At 70.7% G+C, this 21,170-nt stretch carries 16 protein-coding genes and 1 pseudogene; 16 read left to right on the top strand and 1 reads right to left on the bottom strand.

The window, feature by feature from the left end:
• The first annotated feature begins 75 nt into the window (after window positions 1–75).
• The 4 genes and pseudogenes from apbC to fdhF all read left to right on the top strand — a co-directional run bounded on the left by apbC (window position 76) and on the right by fdhF (window position 7,543).
• A complete protein-coding gene (apbC, locus tag VNT59_RS12465; protein ID WP_325498728.1) occupies window positions 76–1,167 on the top strand; it encodes an iron-sulfur cluster carrier protein ApbC in 1,092 nt (363 codons plus the stop codon).
• A 244-nt stretch (window positions 1,168–1,411) separates the two neighbouring features.
• A pseudogene (locus VNT59_RS12460) lies at window positions 1,412–2,883 on the top strand (DASS family sodium-coupled anion symporter).
• Window positions 2,884–2,970: 87 nt separating this feature from the next.
• A complete protein-coding gene (locus VNT59_RS12450; RefSeq protein WP_325498725.1) occupies window positions 2,971–4,701 on the top strand; it encodes an NADH-ubiquinone oxidoreductase-F iron-sulfur binding region domain-containing protein in 1,731 nt (576 codons plus the stop codon).
• Window positions 4,691–7,543 carry a formate dehydrogenase subunit alpha gene (gene fdhF, locus VNT59_RS12445; RefSeq protein ID WP_325498724.1) on the top strand — a complete coding sequence of 951 codons (2,853 nt, stop codon included), beginning with the start codon at window positions 4,691–4,693 and terminating at the stop codon, window positions 7,541–7,543. The genes VNT59_RS12450 and fdhF overlap by 11 nt, the downstream gene beginning before the upstream one ends.
• A gap of 21 nt (window positions 7,544–7,564) precedes the next feature.
• Here fdhF and VNT59_RS12440 read toward each other — a convergent pair whose 3' ends face one another.
• Window positions 7,565–8,017 (bottom strand): DsrE family protein, encoded by a 453-nt coding sequence (locus VNT59_RS12440; protein ID WP_325498723.1) that lies wholly within the window; start codon window positions 8,015–8,017, stop codon window positions 7,565–7,567.
• Window positions 8,018–8,089: 72 nt separating this feature from the next.
• On the opposite strand from VNT59_RS12440, the gene VNT59_RS12435 reads away from it, so the two are divergent.
• The 12 genes from VNT59_RS12435 to VNT59_RS12380 all read left to right on the top strand — a co-directional run.
• The gene (locus VNT59_RS12435; RefSeq protein ID WP_325498722.1) at window positions 8,090–8,635 is read left to right on the top strand and encodes a DUF3305 domain-containing protein; all 546 of its coding nucleotides are present in this window, start codon (window positions 8,090–8,092) and stop codon (window positions 8,633–8,635) included.
• The gene (locus VNT59_RS12430) at window positions 8,628–9,245 is read left to right on the top strand and encodes a DUF3306 domain-containing protein (RefSeq protein ID WP_325498721.1); all 618 of its coding nucleotides are present in this window, start codon (window positions 8,628–8,630) and stop codon (window positions 9,243–9,245) included. Before VNT59_RS12435 ends, VNT59_RS12430 begins: the two co-directional genes overlap by 8 nt.
• The gene (locus tag VNT59_RS12425; RefSeq protein WP_325498779.1) at window positions 9,205–11,256 is read left to right on the top strand and encodes a 4Fe-4S binding protein; all 2,052 of its coding nucleotides are present in this window, start codon (window positions 9,205–9,207) and stop codon (window positions 11,254–11,256) included. Before VNT59_RS12430 ends, VNT59_RS12425 begins: the two co-directional genes overlap by 41 nt.
• 6 nt (window positions 11,257–11,262) lie before the next feature.
• Window positions 11,263–11,880, top strand: a complete 618-nt coding sequence (locus VNT59_RS12420) for a TorD/DmsD family molecular chaperone (protein WP_325498720.1) — start codon at window positions 11,263–11,265, stop codon at window positions 11,878–11,880.
• 127 nt (window positions 11,881–12,007) lie between these two features.
• Window positions 12,008–12,214, top strand: a complete 207-nt coding sequence (locus tag VNT59_RS12415; protein WP_325498719.1) for a formate dehydrogenase — start codon at window positions 12,008–12,010, stop codon at window positions 12,212–12,214.
• A gap of 88 nt (window positions 12,215–12,302) precedes the next feature.
• Window positions 12,303–15,272, top strand: a complete 2,970-nt coding sequence (locus VNT59_RS12410; protein ID WP_325498718.1) for a formate dehydrogenase subunit alpha — start codon at window positions 12,303–12,305, stop codon at window positions 15,270–15,272.
• A gap of 15 nt (window positions 15,273–15,287) precedes the next feature.
• Window positions 15,288–15,905 (top strand): formate dehydrogenase FDH3 subunit beta, encoded by a 618-nt coding sequence (gene fdh3B / locus VNT59_RS12405; protein WP_325498717.1) that lies wholly within the window; start codon window positions 15,288–15,290, stop codon window positions 15,903–15,905.
• Window positions 15,902–16,126, top strand: a complete 225-nt coding sequence (locus VNT59_RS12400) for a hypothetical protein (RefSeq protein WP_325498716.1) — start codon at window positions 15,902–15,904, stop codon at window positions 16,124–16,126. The genes fdh3B and VNT59_RS12400 overlap by 4 nt, the downstream gene beginning before the upstream one ends.
• Before the next feature lie 11 nt (window positions 16,127–16,137).
• Window positions 16,138–17,325: a formate dehydrogenase subunit gamma gene (locus tag VNT59_RS12395; RefSeq protein WP_325498715.1), complete on the top strand. Its 1,188-nt coding sequence runs from the start codon at window positions 16,138–16,140 to the stop codon at window positions 17,323–17,325.
• Between the two features lie 21 nt (window positions 17,326–17,346).
• Window positions 17,347–17,865, top strand: coding sequence for a hypothetical protein (locus tag VNT59_RS12390; protein WP_325498714.1), 519 nt, complete (start codon window positions 17,347–17,349; stop codon window positions 17,863–17,865).
• A 72-nt stretch (window positions 17,866–17,937) separates the two neighbouring features.
• Window positions 17,938–18,804, top strand: a complete 867-nt coding sequence (locus VNT59_RS12385; RefSeq protein WP_325498713.1) for a formate dehydrogenase accessory sulfurtransferase FdhD — start codon at window positions 17,938–17,940, stop codon at window positions 18,802–18,804.
• Window positions 18,804–21,170 (top strand): ABC transporter permease (locus tag VNT59_RS12380; RefSeq protein ID WP_325498712.1); only part of this gene is annotated, 2,367 nt, incomplete at its 3' end. The genes VNT59_RS12385 and VNT59_RS12380, both read left to right, overlap by 1 nt.

Genomic DNA, 21,170 nt, shown 5'->3' with positions numbered 1-21,170 from the left:
GCCCTGCGCGCGGCGGGGACATCGCGAGGGGAGCAGGATCGAGTCGGTACACTTGCCGCAGAGGAATCCCCACCCATGTCCGCATCCCAAGACCAGCTGCTCCAGGCCCTTTCGGCCGTGATCGATCCCAACACCGGCAAGGATTTCGTCAGCACCAAGGCGCTGCGCAACCTGCAGGTGCACGAGGGCGACGTTTCGTTCGAGGTGGAGCTGGGCTATCCGGCCAAGAGCCAGATCCCGGCGCTGCGCACGGCGCTGGTGAATGCGGCCAAGGCCGTGCCGGGCGTCAGGAACGTCTCGGCCACCCTGGGCAGCAAGATCGTGGCCCACGCCGCCCAGCGCGGCGTGCAACTGCTGCCGGGCGTCAAGAACATCGTCGCCGTCGCCTCCGGCAAGGGCGGCGTCGGCAAGAGCACGATGGCGGTGAACCTGGCGCTGGCGCTGGCCGCCGAGGGCGCCCGCGTGGGCATCCTGGACGCCGACATCTACGGCCCCAGCCAGCCGATGATGATGGGGATCGACCAGCGGCCGGAGTCGGCCGACGGCAAGACCATGGAGCCGCTGGAGAACTACGGCGTGCAGGTGATGTCGATCGGCTTTCTGGTCGCCCCGGACGACGCGATGATCTGGCGCGGCCCGATGGCCACCCAGGCCCTGGAGCAGCTGCTGCGCCAGACCAACTGGCAGGACCTCGATTACCTCGTCGTCGACATGCCGCCAGGCACCGGCGACATCCAGCTCACGCTGTCCCAGCGGGTGCCGATGACCGGCGCGGTGATCGTGACGACGCCGCAGGACATCGCGCTGCTCGACGCCAAGAAGGGCATCAAGATGTTCGAGAAGGTCGGCGTGCCGATCCTGGGCATCGTCGAGAACATGGCGGTGCACGTGTGCAGCCAGTGCGGCCACGCCGAACACATCTTCGGCGAGGGCGGCGGCCAGCGGATGGCGGCCGAGTACGGCATGGACTATCTGGGCGCGCTGCCGCTGGACATCAGGATCCGGCTGCAGGCCGACAGCGGCAAGCCGACCGTGGTGGCCGAGCCCGACGGCGAGGTGGCGGCGATCTACAAGGCCGTGGCACGCCAGGTGGCGATCAAGATCGCGGCCAAGGCCAAGGATTTCTCTTCCAAGTTCCCCACCATCACGGTCTCCAAGGGCACCTGAATCCGGCGCGGCGCCCGGGGCGTGCGCGGGCACGGTTGCGTCCGGGCGCGCCGGCTTGCGCGCGCCGCCTGCGCCGGCGAGATGAGGAAGGTCAAACGATGCGCAAGTCGGCCGGCCCGGCACTCGTTGCATCGCTGAGGCGTTCGTAAAATCACTGCATGGTTATGGAGCTATTGCTCCAGCAGCCTGCAAAGCCTGCCGCCGTCACGGCCGCACCGCGGCCCGGCGGCAGGCGTCGAACGCCATGCTCAAGCAGTCTCTCCCCAAGCCCCTTCCCAGCGCGATCGCCATCGGCATCGCCCTCCTGTTCTGGTTCGTCATCCCGGTGCCCGCCAAGGTCAGTCCCGAGGCCTGGCATCTGCTGGCCCTGTTCATCGGCACCATCGCCGCGATCATCGGCAAGGCCATGCCGATCGGCGCCCTGTCGATCGTCGCGATCTCGCTGGTGGCGCTCACCGGCGTCACGCGCCCGCACAATCCCGAGGGCGCGATCGCCGATGCGCTGAGCGGCTTTTCCAACGCGCTGATCTGGCTGATCGCCATCGCGGTGATGATCTCGGCCGCCCTGAGCAAGACCGGGCTGGGCACCCGCATCGGCTACTACTTCATCTCGCTGTTCGGACGCAAGACGATCGGCGTGGCCTACGGCCTGGTGCTGTCGGAAGTGGCGATCGCGCCGGTGACGCCGAGCAACACGGCCCGCGGCGGGGCCATCATCCACCCGATCATGCGCTCGGTGGCCGACGCCTTCGGCTCCAGCGCCGAACTCGGGACCGCCCGCAAGATCGGGCGCTACCTGGCGCTGGTCAACTACAACACCAACCCGATCACGTCGGCCATGTTCATCACGGCCACCGCGCCCAACCCGCTGATCGTCGACCTGGTCGCCAAGGCCACCAACTCCGCCATCAGGATCACGTGGGGCCAGTGGGCGCTGGCGGCGCTGCTGCCGGCCCTGTGCATGCTGCTGGTGATGCCGCTGGTGCTGTACTTGCTGTTCCCGCCCGAGATCAAGAACACGCCCAACGCCAAGGAACTGGCCCAGAACGAACTGGCCCGGCTGGGGCCCGTGAAGGCTTCCGAATACATCACGCTGGGCGTCCTGGGGCTGATGCTGCTGCTGTGGGCGAGGTGCCCGCGCTGCTGTTGGGCCCCGCCTTCGAGATCAACGCCACCACCGCCGCCTTCATCGGCCTGTCGCTGCTGCTGGTCACCGGCGTGCTCGACTGGGACGACATCCTGAAGGCGAAAAGCGCCTGGGACACGCTGGTCTGGTTCGCCGCCCTGGTGATGATGGCCACCTTCCTGGGCAAGCTGGGCCTGGTCGGCTGGGTGTCGACCACCATCCGGCAGGGCATCGGCCAGCTCGGGCTGGGCTGGATCAGCGCGACGGCGATCCTGGTGCTGATCTATTTCTACGCGCACTATTTCTTCGCCAGCACCACCGCCCACATCACCGCGATGTTCGGGGCGTTCTTCGCCGCCGGCGTGGCGCTCGGCGCGCCGCCGATGCTGTTCGCGCTGGTCCTGGCGTTCGCCTCGTCGCTGATGATGTCGCTGACCCATTACGGCACCGGCACCGCGCCGATCATCTTCGGTTCCGGCTATGCCACGCTCAACGAGTGGTGGGCCGCCGGCGCCGTCATGAGCGTCGTCAATCTGGCGATCCTGGTCGCGGTCGGCGCGGTGTGGTGGAATATGCTCGGATACCTGTAGCGAGGTCGTGAACGAACGGGACAGCAGCGCGCTCTGCGCGGTCGCGCTCGACCGCGCAGCTGTTACGTTTTTTTGGATCGAGAACTCATGGGGAATGCTCCCGCCACCGTGCTCGGGACGGCCGAGGCGTTGCGCCGCAGCCTGCGCCGCGCCGCCAAGCTCAAGGGCCGCCAGCCGCAGGAAGGCGCGCTGGCCGAAGTGCGAAGCCTCATCGGCCCGGTGCCCGCCGGCGGCCACCGGCGCGACCTGCTGATCGAGTACCTCCACCGCGTCAACGACCGCTGGCACGGGCTGCACGAGCGGCACCTGGTGGCGCTGGCGCGCGAGATGAACATTCCGATGGCCGAGGTGATGGAGGTGGCGAGCTTCTACCACCACTTCGACCTGTTGCCGGACGACCGACCCGGCGCCGAGCTCACGGTGCGGGTGTGCGACGGCCTGTCCTGCGAGCTGGCCGGCGCGCGCGCGCTGCTGGAGCGGCTGCCGCAGATCGTCGGCCGTGCGGTGCGCGTGATCGCCGCGCCGTGCATCGGCCGCTGCGAGCAGGCGCCGGCGGCGCTCGTCGGGCAGGTCGCCGTGGGCCAGGCGACCCCCGAGCTGCTGGCGCAGGCGGTCGCCGGCGAGCAGCAGCGGCCGGCTGGCGAACGCGGTCGCGCGGCGATGCCGTCCGGCTTCGTCGGCTACCGGGCGTACCGCGAGCAGGGCGGCTATGCGACGGCCGCCGCCGTCGTCAACTGCGAGGACGATGCCGACCGGGTGCTGCGCGCGATGGAAGCCTCCGGGCTGCGGGGCCTGGGCGGCGCCGGCTTCCCGGCCGGGCGCAAGTGGCGGATCGTGGGCGAGCAGCCCGCGCCGCGCTACCTGGCCGTCAACATCGACGAAGGCGAGCCCGGCACCTTCAAGGACCGCTTCTACCTGGAGCGCGACCCGCACCGGTTCCTGGAGGGAATGCTGATCGCGGCGCAGGTGGCCGGCACCGAGGCGGTGTTCATCTACCTGCGCGACGAGTACCACGCCTGCCGGGCGCTGCTCGAGGCGGAACTCGCGGCGCTGCAGGCCGACCCGCCGTGTCCGCTGCCGCGCATCGAGCTGCGGCGCGGCGCCGGCGCCTACATCTGCGGCGAGGAGTCCGCGATGATCGAGAGCATCGAAGGCAAGCGCGGCGAGCCGCGGCTGCGCCCGCCGTACGTCGCCCAGGTCGGCCTGTTCGGCCGGCCGACGCTGGAACACAACTTCGAGACGCTGTTCTGGGTGCGCGACATCCTGGAGCGGGGCCCCGAGTGGTTCGCCGGCGCCGGACGCAACGGGCGGCAGGGCCTGCGCTCCTTCAGCGTCAGCGGCCGCGTCGCCCAGCCGGGCGTCAAGCTCGCCCCGGCCGGGATCACGCTGCGCCAGCTGATCGACGAATACTGCGGCGGCATGGCGCCCGGCCACCAGCTCTACGGCTACCTGCCGGGCGGCGCGTCGGGCGGCATCCTGCCGGCCCGGCTGGCCGACCTGCCGCTCGACTTCGACACGCTGCAGCCGCACGGCTGCTTCATCGGCTCGGCCGCCATCATCGTGCTGGGCCAGCACGACCGCGCGCGCGACGCCGCGCTCAACATGATGCGGTTCTTCGCGCACGAGAGCTGCGGCCAATGCACCCCGTGCCGGGTCGGCACGTCGAAGGCGGCGCTGCTGATGGAAGCGCCGCAGTGGGACAACGGTACGCTGACGGACCTGAACCAGGTGATGGCCGACGCGTCGATCTGCGGCCTCGGCCAGGCGGCGCCCAATCCGGTGCGCTGCGTGCAGGACTACTTCCCCCATGAAATCTGATCTCCCCCTGGTCGACTTCGAGCTGGACGGCGTGGCCGTCAAGGCCGTCGAAGGCGACACCATCCTCGAAGCCGCGCGCCGCGCGGGCGTCGAGATTCCCCGCCTGTGCCACCAGGACGGCTACCGGCCGGACGGCAACTGCCGTGCCTGCGTGGTGGAGATCGCCGGCGAGCGGGTGCTCGCGCCGAGCTGCTGCCGCGCCGTGACGCCGGGCATGCAGGTGCGCGCGCGCAGCGAACGCGCCCTGAAAAGCCAGCGCATGGTGGTGGAGCTGCTGCTGGCGGACATGCCGGACGCGGGCTACAAGTGGACCGACGGCGCGCAGCCGCCGGCGGAGCGGCGCGGCGAGCTCCCGCCCGCGCCGGCGGCGGCGGCCGAGCCCGCCGGTGTCGGCCAGCACGGCGAACTGAGCGAATGGGCCGCCAGGCTGCAAGTCAGCGCGCGACCGCAACTCAAGGCGTTGCGCCGCCGCCAGCCGGCCCCCGACCTCTCGCACCCGGCGATGGCCGTCAACCTGGACGCCTGCATCCAGTGCCAGCGCTGCGTGCGCGCCTGCCGCGAGGAGCAGGTCAACGACGTGATCGGCTACGCCCGCCGCGGCGCGCAGAGCGTGATCGTGTTCGACCTCGGCGACGCCATGGGCGACAGCACCTGCGTGGCCTGCGGCGAATGCGTGCAGGCCTGCCCGACGGGCGCACTGATGCCCAAGACCCTGGTCGGCTCGCAGCGGGTCGACCGCGAAGTCGCGTCGGTGTGCCCGTTCTGCGGCGTCGGCTGCCTGATCACCTACAAGGTGCGCGACCGGAAGATCGTCGCCGTCGATGGCCGCGACGGGCCGGCCAACCACGGCCGCCTGTGCGTCAAGGGACGCTTCGGCTTCGACTACGCGCACCATCCGCATCGGCTCACCACGCCCTTGATCCGCAAGGACGGCGTGGCCAAGGACACCGACGTGCAGCGCGATCCCGCGCGCTGGGGCGATGTCTTCCGCGAAGCGAGCTGGGACGAGGCGCTGGCGCTCGCCGCCGGCCGGCTGGTCGACCTGCGCGACCGGCGCGGGCCGAAGTCGCTGGCCGGCTTCGGCTCGGCCAAGGGCACGAACGAGGAGGCCTACCTGTTCCAGAAGCTGGTGCGCACCGGCTTTCGCAGCAACAACGTCGACCACTGCACCCGGCTGTGCCACGCCTCGAGCGTCGCCGCGCTGCTCGAAGGCGTGGGCTCCGGCGCCGTGAGCAACCAGGTGAACGACATCGAGCACTCGGATCTGATCCTGGTGATCGGCTCCAATCCGACCAGCAACCATCCGGTCGCGGCGACCTGGATGAAGAACGCGGCCAGGCAGGGCACCAGGATCGTGCTGGCCGACCCGCGGGCGACCGAGCTCTCGCGCCATGCCTGGCGCACGCTGCAGTTCAAGGCCGACGGCGACGTGGCGCTGGTCAACGCGATGATCCACACGATCATCGAGGAAGGGCTCGCCAACGAGGCGTTCATCGCCGCCCGCGCCAGCAACTACGCGGCGCTGCGCGAGAGCGTCGCGCGCTTCAGCCCGGAGGCAATGGCACCGGTGTGCGGTATCGCGGCGCCGGCGATCCGCGAGGTGGCGCGCGCGTTCGCCACCGCCGGCAGCGCGATGATCCTGTGGGGCATGGGCGTGAGCCAGCACGTCCACGGCACCGACAACGTGCGCGCGCTGATCGCGCTGTGCACCGTGGCCGGCCAGATCGGCAAGCCCGGCAGCGGGCTGCACCCGCTGCGCGGCCAGAACAACGTGCAGGGGGCGAGCGACGCCGGGCTGATTCCGATGATGTTTCCGAACTACCAGCGGGTGGACGACCGCGAGGCACATGCCTGGTTCGAGCAGTTCTGGGGGGCCCGCCTGGACGAACGGCCCGGCTACACGGTGGTCGAGATCATGGACAAGGCGCTGGCGCCGGACAGCGATCCGCACAAGGTGCGCGGCATGTACATCATGGGCGAGAACCCCGCGATGAGCGACCCCGACCTGAACCACGCGCGCGAGGCGCTGGCGGCGCTGGAGCACCTGGTGGTGCAGGATATCTTCATGACCGAGACCGCCTGGCTCGCCGACGTGGTGCTGCCGGCGACGGCGTGGCCCGAGAAGAGCGGCACCGTGACCAACACCGACCGGATGCTGCAGCTGGGGCGGCAGGCCATCGATCCGCCCGGCGACGCCAGGCCCGACCTGTGGCTGATCCAGGAGATGGCGCGGCGCCTGGGCCTGACGTGGAACTACCCGGGGCCGGACTGCGGAGTCGCCGCCGTCTACGAGGAGATGCGGCAGGCGCAGCATGCGGCGATCGGCGGCATCAGCTGGGAGCGGCTGCAGCGTGAGGGCAGCGTCACGTTCCCCTGCCTCACGGAGGAAGACCCGGGCCAGCCGATCGTCTTCATCGACCGCTTTCCGACGCCCGACGGCCGGGTGACGCTGGTGCCCACCGGCCTGGTGCCGGCCAACGAGCGGCCCGACGCCGATTTTCCTTTCGTGCTGATCACCGGTCGCCAGCTGGAGCACTGGCACACCGGCAGCATGACGCGGCGCTCGGCGGTGCTCGACGCGATCGAGCCGGTGGCGACGGCGTCGCTGTGCGGCGCCGACATCGAGGCGCTGGGACTCGAGCCGGGCCAGCGCGTGCGCGTGCGCTCGCGCCGCGGCGAGGTCGAACTGTACCTGCGCCGCGACGACGGTACCGCGCCGGGCACGGTGTTCATCCCCTTCGCTTACGTCGAGGCCGCGGCGAACCTGTTGACCAACGCCGCGCTGGACCCCTTCGGCAAGATCCCGGAGTTCAAGTACTGCGCGGTCGCCATCAGCGGCTGAGCGCGCCGGCCGCCAGCGGCGTCAGGGCCGGATGTAGGCCCAGCCCTGCTGCTGGCGTTTCATCAGTTCCACCACGCCGGCCGGCACGTACCCGATGTCGGGCAGCATGTCGCGCTTGGTGAGCTTCTGCGCCGTCATGGTGTTCTCGCAGGCGACGACGGCGATGCCCGACTTCATCGCGCTGGCCACGCGGTCGGCGACCGGCGAGCCGTTCCTGAGCATGCCGATCCCCGGGCCGTAGACCACGATCTCGAGCTCGACGCCGTCGGCGCCGACGCCGTTCTGCACGTTGTAGGCGTTGCTGAGCGCCAGCGTCCATTTCTGCGGATCGGCGTCGCTCACCTGCAGCACCACCCGGTTGGGCTTGCCGGCGGCCTGCGCCCGGGCGGCGCCCAGCGGCAGCGCGGCGGCGGCCAGCGCCGCGCAGGCCGCGGCGAACAGGCGTCGGCTGGGGCCGGCGGTCGGATGGCTCATGGTGTCTCCCTGTGATCGGTGCGGGTAAGTCCGGGCCGTGAATGGTAGCCGGGCATGGATTACAGTGCCCGCATGATGGAACGTCCCAGCATCGACGTCGCGGTGATCATGCGCCGCGAGCGGCTCGCCAACCGCTGGCAGCCCTGGCGCTGGGTGCTCGACGACGTGGTCCCGCACGAACCGGCGTACGGCAGCGAGCCGCGCCTGCTGGTGCGCAGCGAGGAGGGCGAGCGCTGGCTGCATCCGGGCTTGCGGGTGGAGCTGTTCCGCGATGATGCCGAAGGCTATTACCTGAACGTGACGACGGCGGCGCCGGGCTGGTTCGTGCTGTGGCGGATGGAGGAGGCGCCGACCGTCGCGCCCGAGCCGATGGCGCGCCCGGTCGCCGTCACGCTGAGTTATCACGACGCCGGCCGCTGGCTCGACGCGCAGGAGACGGTCGAGCAGGTGCCCGCGCCGCCCGCCGTCGTCGAATGGGCCCGCGCCTTCGCCGACGAGCATTACGTCATCGAGCCGAAGAAGCGGCGGCGGCCGCAGAGCTTCCGTCCGCTGCAGGACCGCTTCGGCAACCCGGCGTCGGTGACGACCGAGAAGCAGTTCGGCGGCGGCCATGAGTGACGGCTTCCTTGGGCGCTGGTCGCGCCGCAAGCTCGATGCGCGCGAGGGCAAGCCGCTCGGCGAGCCCGTGCCGCCGGTGGCGGCGGCCGACGCGCCGGCGGCGGCTGCGGCGCCGGCTCCCGCAAGGGCAACGGCGGCGGCGACGCCAGCTGCCACCGGCGCCGGCACTGCGGCCCCGCCGGCCGCCGATCCGCCGCCGACGATGGACGACGTGCACGGGCTCACGGCGCAGTCCGACTTCCGGCGGTTCGCCGCGCGCGACGTGGCGCCCGAGGTCAAGAACGCGGCGCTGAAGAAGCTGTTCGCCGATCCGCGCTTCAACGTGATGGACGGGCTCGACGTCTACATCGACGACTACAGCAAGCCCGATCCGCTGCCCGCCGCGATGGCGCGACAGCTTGCCGGCGCGGCGTTCCTGCGCCTGTTCGACGAGCCCGACGCAACCGCCCCGACGGCGCAGCAGCCCAGGGATGTTGCGGATAAGCCCACCGTGCGATCCGTGGCACAGTCCGAGACCGTTCCCGAGCACCCCGACCATGCCGACCCTGATTTGCGACTGCAACAAGACGATGCCGCTGGACCCGGGCAAACTGGGGACGGCGCTGCATGAGGAACTGACGCTCCACTCCAGCCTCTGCCGGCGCGAAGCGGCGAGCTTCCAGCGGGCGGTGCAGGGCGGCGGCGAGGTGGTCGTGGCCTGCACCCAGGAGCGGCGGCTGTTCGCCGAGGTCGCCCAGCACACCGAGGGCGCCGTGGCGCCGCTGCGCTTCGTCAATATCCGCGAGACCGGCGGCTGGAGCCGCGATGCCGGCGTCGCCATGCCCAAGCTGGCGGCGCTGCTGGCCGCGGCGCACCTGCCCGATCCGCAACCGGTGCCGACGGTCACGTTCAAGAGCTCGGGCCGGCTGCTGGTGATCGGCCCGATGGAGGCAGCCGAACGCGCCGCAGCGCTGGCCGGCGACGAGCTGGACGTCACGCTGTTCACCCAAGGCGGCGCCGGCGCGCAGGAGCGGCGCTACCCGGTGCTGGGCGGCCGCATCGAGCGCCTGCAGGGCTGGCTCGGCGCGTTCGAGCTCGCCTGGACGGCGACCAATCCGATCGACCTCGACCTGTGCACCCGCTGCAACGCCTGCGTGGCCGCCTGCCCCGAGGGCGCGATCGGCCTGGACTACCAGATCGATGCCGGCCTGTGCGCCTCGCACCGCGACTGCGTGAAGGCCTGCGCCGTCGCCGGCGCGATCGACTTCAGCCGCGAGCCGGAGCGCCGGACCGACCGCTTCGACCTGGTGCTGGACCTGCGCGAGGCCCCCGCCTTCCGGCAGCACGCCCGGCCGCAGGGCTACTTCCATCTGCCCGCCGGGGCGTGGAACGACGGCGCGCTGGCCACGGTGCTGCAGCTGCGCGCACTGGTGGGGGAATTCGAGAAGCCGCGCTTCGTCAGCTACAAGCAGAAGCTGTGCGCGCACAGCCGCAACCAGACCGTCGGCTGCCGGGCCTGCATCGACGTCTGTTCGGCCGAGGCGATTTCCAGCGACAAGGGCCGCCAGCAGGTGAAGGTCGACGCCCACCTGTGCGTCGGCTGCGGCGCCTGCACCACCGTGTGTCCGACCGGCGCGATCAGCTACGCGTATCCGACGGCGGCGACGCAGGGCGCCAAGTTCCGCACCCTGCTGTCGACCTACCTGCAGGTGGGCGGCAAGGCGCCGGTGCTGCTGCTGCATTCGCAGGAGCGGGGCCAGGCGCTGGTCGAGGAAGTCGGCCGGGGCGCCCGCCTGGGCGTCGCGCAGGGCGTGCCGGCCAACGTCATTCCGGTGGCGGTGTGGCACGCCGCCAGCCTGGGCATCGAAGCCTGGCTCGGGGCCGTGGCCATGGGGGCATCGCAGGTGGCGGTGCTGACGACCGGCGAAGAGGCGCCGCAGTACCTGGATGCGCTCGCCGGGCAGATGGAGGTCGCCGAATCGATCCTGCACGGGCTGGGCTACCAGGGCCGGCACTTCGCCGTGCTGCGCGTCCGGACGATGGCCGACGTCGACCAGGAACTGCAGCTGCTGGCGCGCGAGCGCGCCGAGACGCCGGCGGTACCGGCGAAGTTCGCCTTCGCGCCCGAGAAACGGGCGACGCTGGAACTGGCGCTCGATCACCTGATGGCGCACGCCGGCGCGCGGCCGGCGCCGATCGCGCTGCCGGCGGGCGCGCCGCTGGGCGCGATCGAGGTGGATCGGGACAAGTGCACGCTGTGCCTCAGCTGCGTGAGCGCCTGCCCGGCGAGCGCGCTGCAGGACAACGCCCAGTCGCCGCAGCTGCGCTTCATCGAGAAGAACTGCGTGCAATGCGGGCTGTGCGCCACGACCTGCCCCGAGCACGCCATCGCGCTGCAGCCGCGCCTGCTGCCCGCGCCCGAGCGGCGCCAGCCGCGCGTGCTGAACGAGGCGCAGCCGTATGCCTGCATCCGCTGCGGCAAGCCGTTCGGCACGCTCAAGGCGATCGAGGCGATGCTGGGCCGGCTGGCGGGGCATTCGATGTTCCAGGGGCCGGCGCTGGAGCGGCTGAAGATGTGCGGCGATTGCCGGGTCATCGACATCTACGCCGCGGCCGACGAAGTCAAGATCACCGACCTGTAGCCGCCCATGACGGAACCGATCCCTGTCTCCACCACCCTCGACGAGGAAACCGCCCGGGCCGAGGTGTACGGCCTGCTGGCGCAGCTGTTCTACGCCCCGCCGCCGCCCGAACTGCTGGCGGCACTGCGGGTCGCGCCGACCGAAGCGCCCGCGGCCGGGGCCTACCTCGAAGAGCCGTGGCGGCAGCTGGTGGGCGCCGCGCGCGGCGGCAGCGACCAGGCGATCGCCGGCGAATACCACGCGCTGTTCGGCGGCGTCGGCAAGCCGGAGGTCTATCTGTTCGGTTCGCACTATCTCAGCGGTTTTCTCAACGACAAGCCGCTGGCCCGCCTGCGCGACGAACTGGCGGCCCTGGGGCTGGGGCGCGACGAGGCCATGCCGGAAACGGAAGACCACATCGCCTACCTGTGCGAGGTGATGCGCTACCTCATCGCCGGCGACGACGTGGCTGTCAGCAACCTGACAAGGCAGCGGTCGTTCTTCTGCGCGCAGTTGCAGCCGTGGATGGCCCCGCTGTGCGAGGCGATCGCGGCCCACCCGGCGGCCCGTTTCTACAGGGCGCTGGCGGGGTTCACCCAGGCCTTCATGAGCGTTGAAGCACAGGGTTTCGACCTGCTCGATTGAACCCCGCGACCGCCAGCCCAAGCAGGCTGCGTGCACCATCCTGGGGTTTCCATCAGTGCAGGGGTTTTCCCGGCGGACTACATTGCAGCGGCAGCGTCGAATGAATTCGATGCCAGGGGAGACAGCGATGAAGCAGCCGAAGAGCCTCTTGTCACGCCGTACCGTCTTTGCCGGCGCCGGCACCGCCGGTGCCCTCGCCGCCGCGGCCAGCCTGCTGCCGGCGGCCGGCGAGCCGCAAGACCAACCCGCGCAGGCCAAGGCGCCGCCGGCGCGCGGCGGCGGCTACCAGCTGACGGAACACGTCAAGCGCTACTACCAGACCACCCGCGTGTGACCTTCCCCGGCGGAAGGTCCATGGCCGTCCAGCGTTCCCTTCGTTCCAGGCCCGCCCGACCCGAGCGCGCCTCGCAGGAGTCGTCATCATGTTGCTGACCAAGAAAGCCGCGGCGGCGCCCGCCGGCACCCGCACCGCCTTCGTCCACAGCCTGCAGCGGGGCCTCTCGCACGCGCTGCCGACCATGGACCGGCGCGGTTTCCTGCGCCGCTCGGGGCTGGGCGTCGGCGTCGGCCTCGCCGCCTCGTCGCTGACGCTGGTGAAGAAGGCGCGCGCCGCCGAGGGCCGCGCCCCGGCGGTCGGCCAGGGCAAGATCGAGGTCAAGCGCACCGTCTGCACCCACTGCTCGGTGGGCTGCGCGATCGACGCGGTGGTCGAGAACGGCGTGTGGGTGCGGCAGGAGCCGGTGTTCGACTCGCCGCTCAACCTGGGCGCGCACTGCGCCAAGGGCGCGGCGATCCGCGAGCACGGCCACGGCGAGTTCCGGCTGCGCTACCCCATGAAGCTCGTGAACGGCAAGTACGAGCGGATCTCCTGGGACCAGGCGCTGGGCGAGATCAGCGCCAGAATCCTGGACCTGCGCAAGGCGAGCGGACCGGAGTCGGTGTACTGGATCGGCTCGTCCAAGCACAGCAACGAGCAGGCGTACCTGATGCGCAAGTTCGTCAGCCTCTGGGGCAGCAACAACTGCGACCACCAGGCCCGCATCTGCCACTCCACCACCGTGTCCGGCGTCGCCAACACCTGGGGCTACGGCGCGATGACGAACTCGTACAACGACATGCAGAACAGCAAGTGCGCGTTGTACATCGGCTCCAACGCCGCCGAGGCCCACCCCGTGAGCATGCTGCACATGCTGCACGCCAAGGAAACCGGCTGCAAGATGATCGTGGCCGATCCGCGCTTCACCCGCACCGCCGCCAAGGCCGACGAGTACGTGCGCATCCGCTCGGGCACCGACATTCCGTTCCTGTTCGGCCTGCTGTACCACATCTTCAAGAACGGCTGGGAGGACAAGAAGTACCTCAACGACCGGGTGTACGGCATGGAGGAGGTCAAGAAGGACGTCATGGCCAAGTGGACGCCCGACAAGGTCGAAGAGGCCTGCGGCGTGCCCGAGGCGCAGATGGCGCGGGTGGCCGAGATGATGGCCAAGAACCGGCCCTCGACGCTGGTGTGGTGCATGGGCCAGACCCAGCACTCGATCGGCAACGCGATGGTGCGCGCCTCCTGCATCGTGCAGCTCGCGCTCGGCAACGTGGGCGTCTCGGGCGGCGGCGCCAACATCTTCCGCGGGCACGACAACGTGCAGGGCGCCACCGACATCGGACCCAATCCGGACTCGCTGCCGGGCTACTACGGCATCGTCGAGGGGTCCTGGCGGCACTTCGCCAAGGTGTGGGACGTCGACTACGAGTGGATCAAGGGCCGCTTCGCCGACCCCTCCATGATGAGCAAGCCCGGCATCACGGTGTCGCGCTGGATCGACGGCGTGCTGGAGAAGAACGAAGTCATCGACCAGGGGCCGAACCTGCGCGGCGTCGTCTACTGGGGCCACGCCCCGAATTCGCAGACCCGCGGCCTGGAGATGAAGCGGGCGATGGACAAGCTGGACCTGCTGGTCGTCGTCGACCCCTATCCCTCGGCCACCGCCGCGATGGCGGCGATGCCGGGCAAGCCCGAGGACCTCAACCCGAACCGCGCCGTCTATCTGCTGCCGGCGGCCACCCAGTTCGAGACCAGCGGCTCGGTGACGGCGTCCAACCGCTCGATCCAGTGGCGCGAGAAGGTGATCGAGCCGCTGTGGGAGAGCCGCAGCGACCACATGATCATGTACCAGCTGGCCGACAAGCTCGGCTTCGGCAAGGAACTGGTCAAGAACTTCAAGATGCAGAAGGTCAAGGGGATGGACGAACCGGTCCCCGAGGACATCCTGCGCGAAGTGAACAAGTCGTGCTGGAGCATCGGCTACACCGGGCAGAGCCCGGAGCGCCTGAAGGCCCACATGCGCAACATGGCGGCGTTCGACGTCAAGACGCTCAAGGTGAAGGGCCAGGTCAAGGACAAGCTCACCGGCTACGACCTGACCGGCGACTATTTCGGGCTGCCGTGGCCCTGCTTCGGCACCCCCGAGCTCAAGCACCCCGGCTCGGCCAACCTGTACGACACCAGCCGCCACGTGATGGACGGCGGCGGCAACTTCCGCGCCAACTTCGGCGTCGAACGCGACGGCGTCAACCTGCTGGCCGAGGATGGCTCGGCCTCCAAGGGCGCCGACATCCAGACCGGCTATCCCGAGTTCGACCACGTGCTGCTGAAGAAGCTGGGCTGGTGGCAGGAGCTGAGCGACGTCGAGAAGGCCGCGGCCGAGGGCAAGAACTGGAAGACCGATTCGTCCGGCGGGATCATCCGCGTCGTGATGAAGAACCACGGCTGCCATCCGTTCGGCAACGCCAAGGCGCGCGCGGTGGTGTGGAACTTCCCCGATGCGATCCCGCAGCACCGCGAGCCGATCTACTCGCCGCGGCCCGACCTGGTCGCCAAGTACCCGACGCACGACGACAAGAAGGCGTTCTGGCGGCTGCCGACGCTGTACAAGACGCTGCAGCAGAAGAACGTCACCGACAAGGTCGCCGAGAAGTACCCGCTGATCCTCACCTCCGGGCGCCTGACCGAATACGAGGGCGGCGGCGAGGAGACCCGTTCCAATCCGTGGCTCGCCGAGCTGCAGCAGGAAGCCTTCGTGGAGATCAATCCGAAGGCCGCCGCGGCGCGCAACATCCGCAACGGCGACCGGGTGTGGCTGGCCACGCCGACCGGGGCGCGCCTGAACGTGCAGGCCCTGGTGACCGAACGGGTGGGCCCCGACACCTGCTGGATGCCGTTCCACTTCTCGGGCCGCTGGCAAGGCACCGACATGCTGCCGTACTACCCGAGCGGCGCGGCGCCGGTGGTGCGGGGCGAGGCCGTGAACACCGGGACGACCTATGGCTACGACAGCGTCACGATGATGCAGGAAACGAAGACCACGCTTTGCAACGTCGAGCGCGCGGCATAAGGACGGGAGACCCACATGGCACGAATGAAATTTGTCTGCGACTCGGAGCGCTGCATCGAGTGCAACAGCTGCGTCACCGCCTGCAAGAACGAGCACGAGGTTCCCTGGGGCGTGAACCGGCGCCGGGTGGTGACCCTCAACGACGGCGTGCCGGGCGAGCGCTCGGTCTCGGTCGCCTGCATGCACTGCTCCGACGCGCCGTGCATGGCCGTGTGTCCCGTCAACTGCTTCTACCGCACCGAAGAGGGCGTGGTGCTGCACGACAAGGACGTGTGCATCGGCTGCGGCTATTGCAGCTACGCCTGCCCGTTCGGCGCGCCGCAGTTTCCGGCCGCCGGCAGCTTCGGCGTGCGCGGCAAGATGGACAAGTGCACCTTCTGTGCCGGCGGTCCCGAGGCCAACGGCTCGCAGGCCGAATTCGAGAAATACGGGCGCAACCGGCTGGCCGAGGGCAAGCTGCCGGTCTGCGCCGAAATGTGTTCCACCAAGGCCCTGCTGGGCGGCGACGGCGACGTGGTGGCGGACATCTTCCGCAACCGGGTGCTCAAGCGGGGCAAGGGCGCCGAAGTCTGGGGCTGGGGCACCGCCTACGGCTCCAAGCAGGCCGGCCAGCCCGGAGGTGCCAAGTCATGAAGCGCACCCTCATCGCGATTGCCGTCCTGGCCGCGGCGGCCGCCTGCACCGAGCAGCCGCAGACCAACGGCAGCGGCGTGCGCCAGGACCAGGCCGCCTTCCAGGGCACCGGCTCGCCGTTCGTGGCGCCCGGCTGGAAGGCCGGCGAGAAGGTGAGCTGGGAACAGCAGCTGAAGGCCCGCGCCGTCAATACCCAGAACGAGTACACGAAGGTCAACTGAGAAAGGCCGCCATGCTGACCAGATCACTGCTGCTGGCGCTGCTGGTGGCGTTCGGCGGGCCGGCCGCCGCCCAGACCAAGGCCTCGGACGACCTGCCGCCGCCGGTGGCCGCGCCGGGCGGCATCCAGGGCCAGAACATCTTCGACGTGAAGCCGGAGGTCAAGCCGGACGCGAGTTCCGATCCGGGCTACCTGCAGCAGAACAACGGGCAGCGCAACCGCGTCCAGCCCGGCAACAACGCGCCGATGTGGCGCGGCGTGGCCGCGGGCAACGCCGGCTACTCCAGCCTGCCCCGGACCCAGGCGCCCGAAGCGGGCGTGCTGATCCAGGGGCCGGTGCAATATCCCGGCTCCCGGCTCACGACGGCCGGCGAGGCGTGGCGCCAGGTGCGCAACAACTGGATCATCCCCTACGGCGGCGCGCTGTTCCTGATCATGCTGGGCGCCCTGGCCATCCTCTTTTTCGCCCGCGGCCCGCTCGGCCACAGCGAGAACAGCGGCCTGGCCGCGATCGAGCGCTTCACCCCCTTCGAGCGGTCCGCCCACTGGGCCAACGCGATCGCGTTCGTCTGCCTCGCCGTCTCCGGCCTGGTGATGGCGTTCGGCAAGTTCTTCCTGCTGCCGGTGCTCGGGCTCACGCTGTACGGCGGCCTCAGCTACGTGCTGAAGAACCTGCACAACTTCGCCGGCCCGCTGTTCGCGGTGTCGCTGGTGATCATCTTCCTCACCTTCGTGCGCGACAACCTGCCGCAGCGCGGCGACCTGCGCTGGCTGCTCCACTTCGGCGGCGCGCTGCGCAGGAGCGGCGACGAATTGCCGTCGCACCGGTTCAATGCGGGCGAGAAGGTCGTGTTCTGGGCCGGCGTCTTCCTGTTCGGATTCGTCGCCGTCGCCTCGGGCCTGGTCATGGACCATCTCATCCCCGGCCTGCTGTACGAACGGCAGACCATGCAGGTCACGCACATGGTGCATTCGGTGGCCGCCGTGCTGATGATGTGCGTGTTCGCGCTGCACATCTATCTGGGCACCATCGGCCTGCGCGGCGCCTACCGGGCGATGCGCACCGGCTACGTGGACGATGCATGGGCCCGCGAGCACCATGCCTACTGGTACGAGGACATCGACGCCGGCCGGGTGCCGGCGCAGCGCAGCCGCCCCCGCGGCAGCGCCGGCGAGATCGAAACCGCGCGTCCGGCCTGACCGGGCCACAGGAGAGACAGCATGAGACAGGTTCTGGTTCCGGCGGTGCTCGCCATCGCCTGCGGCTGCGCGGCGGCCAAGCTGCCCCCGCCCGACGATGCGGCCAAGGCCAAGGCCGCCGAGACCGCGGCGAAGAACGCCTGGCAGGCCAAGGTGGACGCCTACCAGCTCTGCAAGGCGCAGGACCGCGTGGCCGCGCAGTACCGCAAGAGCGCCGGCGCGCAGGCGGCCAAGCCGTCCCTGCCGGCGACGTCGTCAGGGGCCTTGGCTGCGGCTTCGGCTGCCGCTTCGGCGGCCTCGGTTTCGGCCAAGGGCGGCGCAGCCGTTGCCGCTCCCGCCGCCAGTGCCGCCTCGGCGTCCGGGACGCCGGTGGCCGCCGCGCCGCCCGCGCCATGCGCCGACCCCGGGCCGTTCGCGTACAACCCGCCGGAGCAAAAGCCGCTGGAAACCTCCGGCGCCCATTCGCCCAGCGGCACCGCGGCCAGCCCGCCGAGCGTCAAGGAGCATTCCGGCCAGATGCCGGCGCCCAAGAAGCCCTGACGCCCGCATCCGCCTCGGCAGTCCAGGGCCGGCCCGCCACGGTGCCGGCCCTTTTGCTGTAGCCTCCGGACCATGACAGCGCCGTTCCTCACCCGCGCCCGCGCCCCGCTCACGCAGGAGATCGAAACCGTGAACGAGCGCGGCGAGCGCGCCGCCACCTCGATCCCGGCCGAGCGCCCGCTGACGCTGTACGTGGACAAGCGCGAACTGGTGACGCTGATGACGCTGGGCGCCCATCCCGAGTGGCTGGCGCTGGGCTACCTGCGCAACCAGCGGCTGGTGCCCTCGCTCGACCGGATCGAGTCGGTGACCGTCGACTGGGAGGTGGGCTCGGCCGCGGTGAAGACCCGCTGCGGCATCGACGATATCGAGGCGCGCACGGCGCGGCGCGTGGTCACCACCGGCTGCGGCCAGGGCAGCGTGTTCGGCGGCCTGATGGACGAGATCGAATCGATCGACCTGCCGCCGGCGACCATCGGCCAGGCGCAGCTGTATGCGATCGTGAACGCGATCCGGCTGCAGGAGACCACCTACAAGTCGGCCGGCTCGGTGCACGGCTGCGCGCTGTTCCGGGGCGAGGAGATGCTGCTGTTCGTCGAGGATGTCGGCCGCCACAATGCGATCGACACGATCGCCGGCTGGCTGTGGCTGCAGCAGGCGCCCGGCGGAGCGCTGGCCAGCGCCGACGCCGCGTCGTTCGTGTTCTACACGACCGGCCGGCTCACCAGCGAGATGGTGATCAAGTCGGCGCAGATCGGCGTGCCCGTCGTCGTCTCGCGCAGCGGCATCACCCAGATGGGCCACGAGATCGCGCAGCGCCTGGGGCTCTGTGCGATCGGCCGCGCCACCAACAAGCACTTCCTCTGCTACACCGCAGCGCACCGGCTCCAGCTGCAGCCCGGACTCGCGGGCCCGGGGCCGCTGCGCGCGGTCGCCTGATGACGTCGGCCTGGGCCCTGGGCTGGCGCACCTTGTGGCGCGACCTGCGCGCCGGCGAGCTGCGCCTGCTGATCGTCGCCGTGACACTGGCCGTGGCGGCGCTCACCGCCGTGGGCTTCTTCGCCGATCGCCTCCAGGGCGGACTCGCGCGCGACGCCCGGCAGTTGCTCGGCGGCGATGCCGTCGTCGCCAGCGACAACCCGCCGCCGCCGGCGTTCGCGGCGCAGGCCGGTGCGCTGGGCCTGCAGGCGCTCACGACGCTCAACTTTCCGACCATGGCGCGGGCAGCCGACGAGCAGGGCGGAGCGAGCAAGCTGGTGGCGCTCAAGGCGGTGCCGCCGGGCTATCCGTTGCGCGGCCATCTCACGACGGCGGCCGATCCCGATGCGCCGGGCGCGATCACCCGGGACGTGCCTGCCCGGGGCGAGGCCTGGGTGGACGGTGCGCTGCTGGAGGTGCTCGGTCTGCGCGTCGGCGATCCGCTGCTGCTCGGCGACACGAGGCTGCGCATCGCCCGGGTGATCGTGCTCGAGCCGGACCGGGGCACCGGTTTCGTCAATTTCGCGCCGCGGGTGATGATGAACGAGGCCGACCTGCCGGCCAGCCGCCTGATCCAGCCCGCCAGCCGCGTCTCCTACCGGCTGGCCGTCGCGGGCAGCGACCCGCAGGTGGCGCGCTTCCTCGCCTGGGCCCAGCAGGAAGCCAAGCGTCCCGCCGTGCGCGGCGTGCGGGTCGAGTCGCTGGAAGGCGGCCGGCCCGAGATGAAGCAGACGCTGGAGCGGGCGGAGAAATTCCTGAACCTGGTCGCGCTGCTGGCGGCGCTGCTCAGTGCGGTGGCCGTGGCGCTGGCCGCGCGCGGCTTCGCGGCGGCGCACCTGGACGACTGCGCCATGCTGCGGGTGCTGGGGCAAAGCCAGCGCACCATCGCCGTCGGTTATGCATTCGAGTTCGCGCTGGCTGGCGTGGCCGGCAGCGCGCTGGGCGTGGCCATCGGCTATGCCGTGCATTTCGTCTTCGTGCTGTTGCTGGCGGGCCTGGTGGAGGCCGCGCTGCCGCCGCCGGGGCTGTGGCCGGTCGGCTTCGGCATGGGCATGGGACTGACGCTGCTGTTCGCGTTCGGCCTGCCGCCGGTGCTGCAGCTGGCGCAGGTGCCGCCGCTGCGGGTGATCCGGCGCGACGTCGGCAACCTGAGGCCGGCCTCGGTGGCCGTGCTCGGGGTCGGCGTGCTGGGCTTTGCCGCCTTGCTGCTGGCCGCCAGCAGCGACCTGTGGCTGGGCGGTATCGCCGTCGGCGGCTTCGCCGGCGCGGTGCTGCTGTTCGCCGGGCTCAGCTGGGTGGCGGTGAAGGTGCTGCGGCGGGCGGTGAACGAGGCCACCGCGCCGCGCTGGCTGGTGCTGGCGGTGCGCCAGGTCTGCGCGCGCCCCGCCTATGCGGTGGTGCAGGTGAGCGCGCTGGCCGTCGGGCTGCTGGCGCTGGTGCTGCTGGTGCTGCTGCGCACCGACCTGGTCGCCAGCTGGCGCCAGGCCACGCCGCCCGATGCGCCCAATCGGTTCGTCATCAACGTGATGCCCGAGCAAAGCGAGGCGTTCCAGCGCGCGCTGCGCGACGCCGGGGTGCGCAGCTTCGACTGGTACCCGATGATCCGTGGCCGGCTCGTGGCCGTGAACGGCAAGGCGGTGTCGCCCGACGATTACCCCGAGGATCGGGCCCGGCGGCTGGTGGATCGGGAGTTCAACCTGTCCCACAGCGCCGAGCAGCCGCCCCACAACCGGATCGTGGCCGGCCGGTGGCAGCCGGAGGAGCGCGGCGCCGTCAGCGTGGAGGAAGGCATCGCCAAGACGCTGGGCCTGAAGCTCGGCGACCGGTTGCGCTTCGACATCGGCGGGCTGCCGCTGGACGCGACGGTCACGTCGCTGCGCCAGGTCGACTGGGGCTCCATGCACGCGAACTTCTTCGTCATGTATCCGGTGAGCCGGCTCGCCGACGTGCCGGTCACCTACATGGGCGCGTTCCGCGCGCCCGACCGCAAGGGTTTCGACAACCAGCTGGTGCGCGCCTTCCCGAACATCACCAACGTCGACATGACCAGCACGATCAACCAGCTGCAGGGCGTGCTGGACAAGGTGATCCGCGCCGTCGAGTTCCTGTTCGGCTTCACCCTGGCCGCCGGCGTCGTGGTGCTGTTCGCCGCCGTGACCGCCACCCGCGAGGAGCGCGCCCGCGAGTTCGCGATCATGCGGGCGGTGGGCGCCGGCGGCGCGCTGCTGCGGCAGGTGCAGCGCGCGGAGCTGGTGGGCGTGGGCCTGCTGGCCGGGTTTCTCGCCAGCGTGGTGGCCAGCGTGGTCGGCTGGGGCCTCGCGAAATAC

The sequence above is a fragment of the Ramlibacter sp. genome, assembly GCF_035554825.1.
GTDB lineage: Bacteria > Pseudomonadota > Gammaproteobacteria > Burkholderiales > Burkholderiaceae_C > Ramlibacter.
This window is presented reverse-complemented; position numbering and strand designations above follow the sequence as displayed.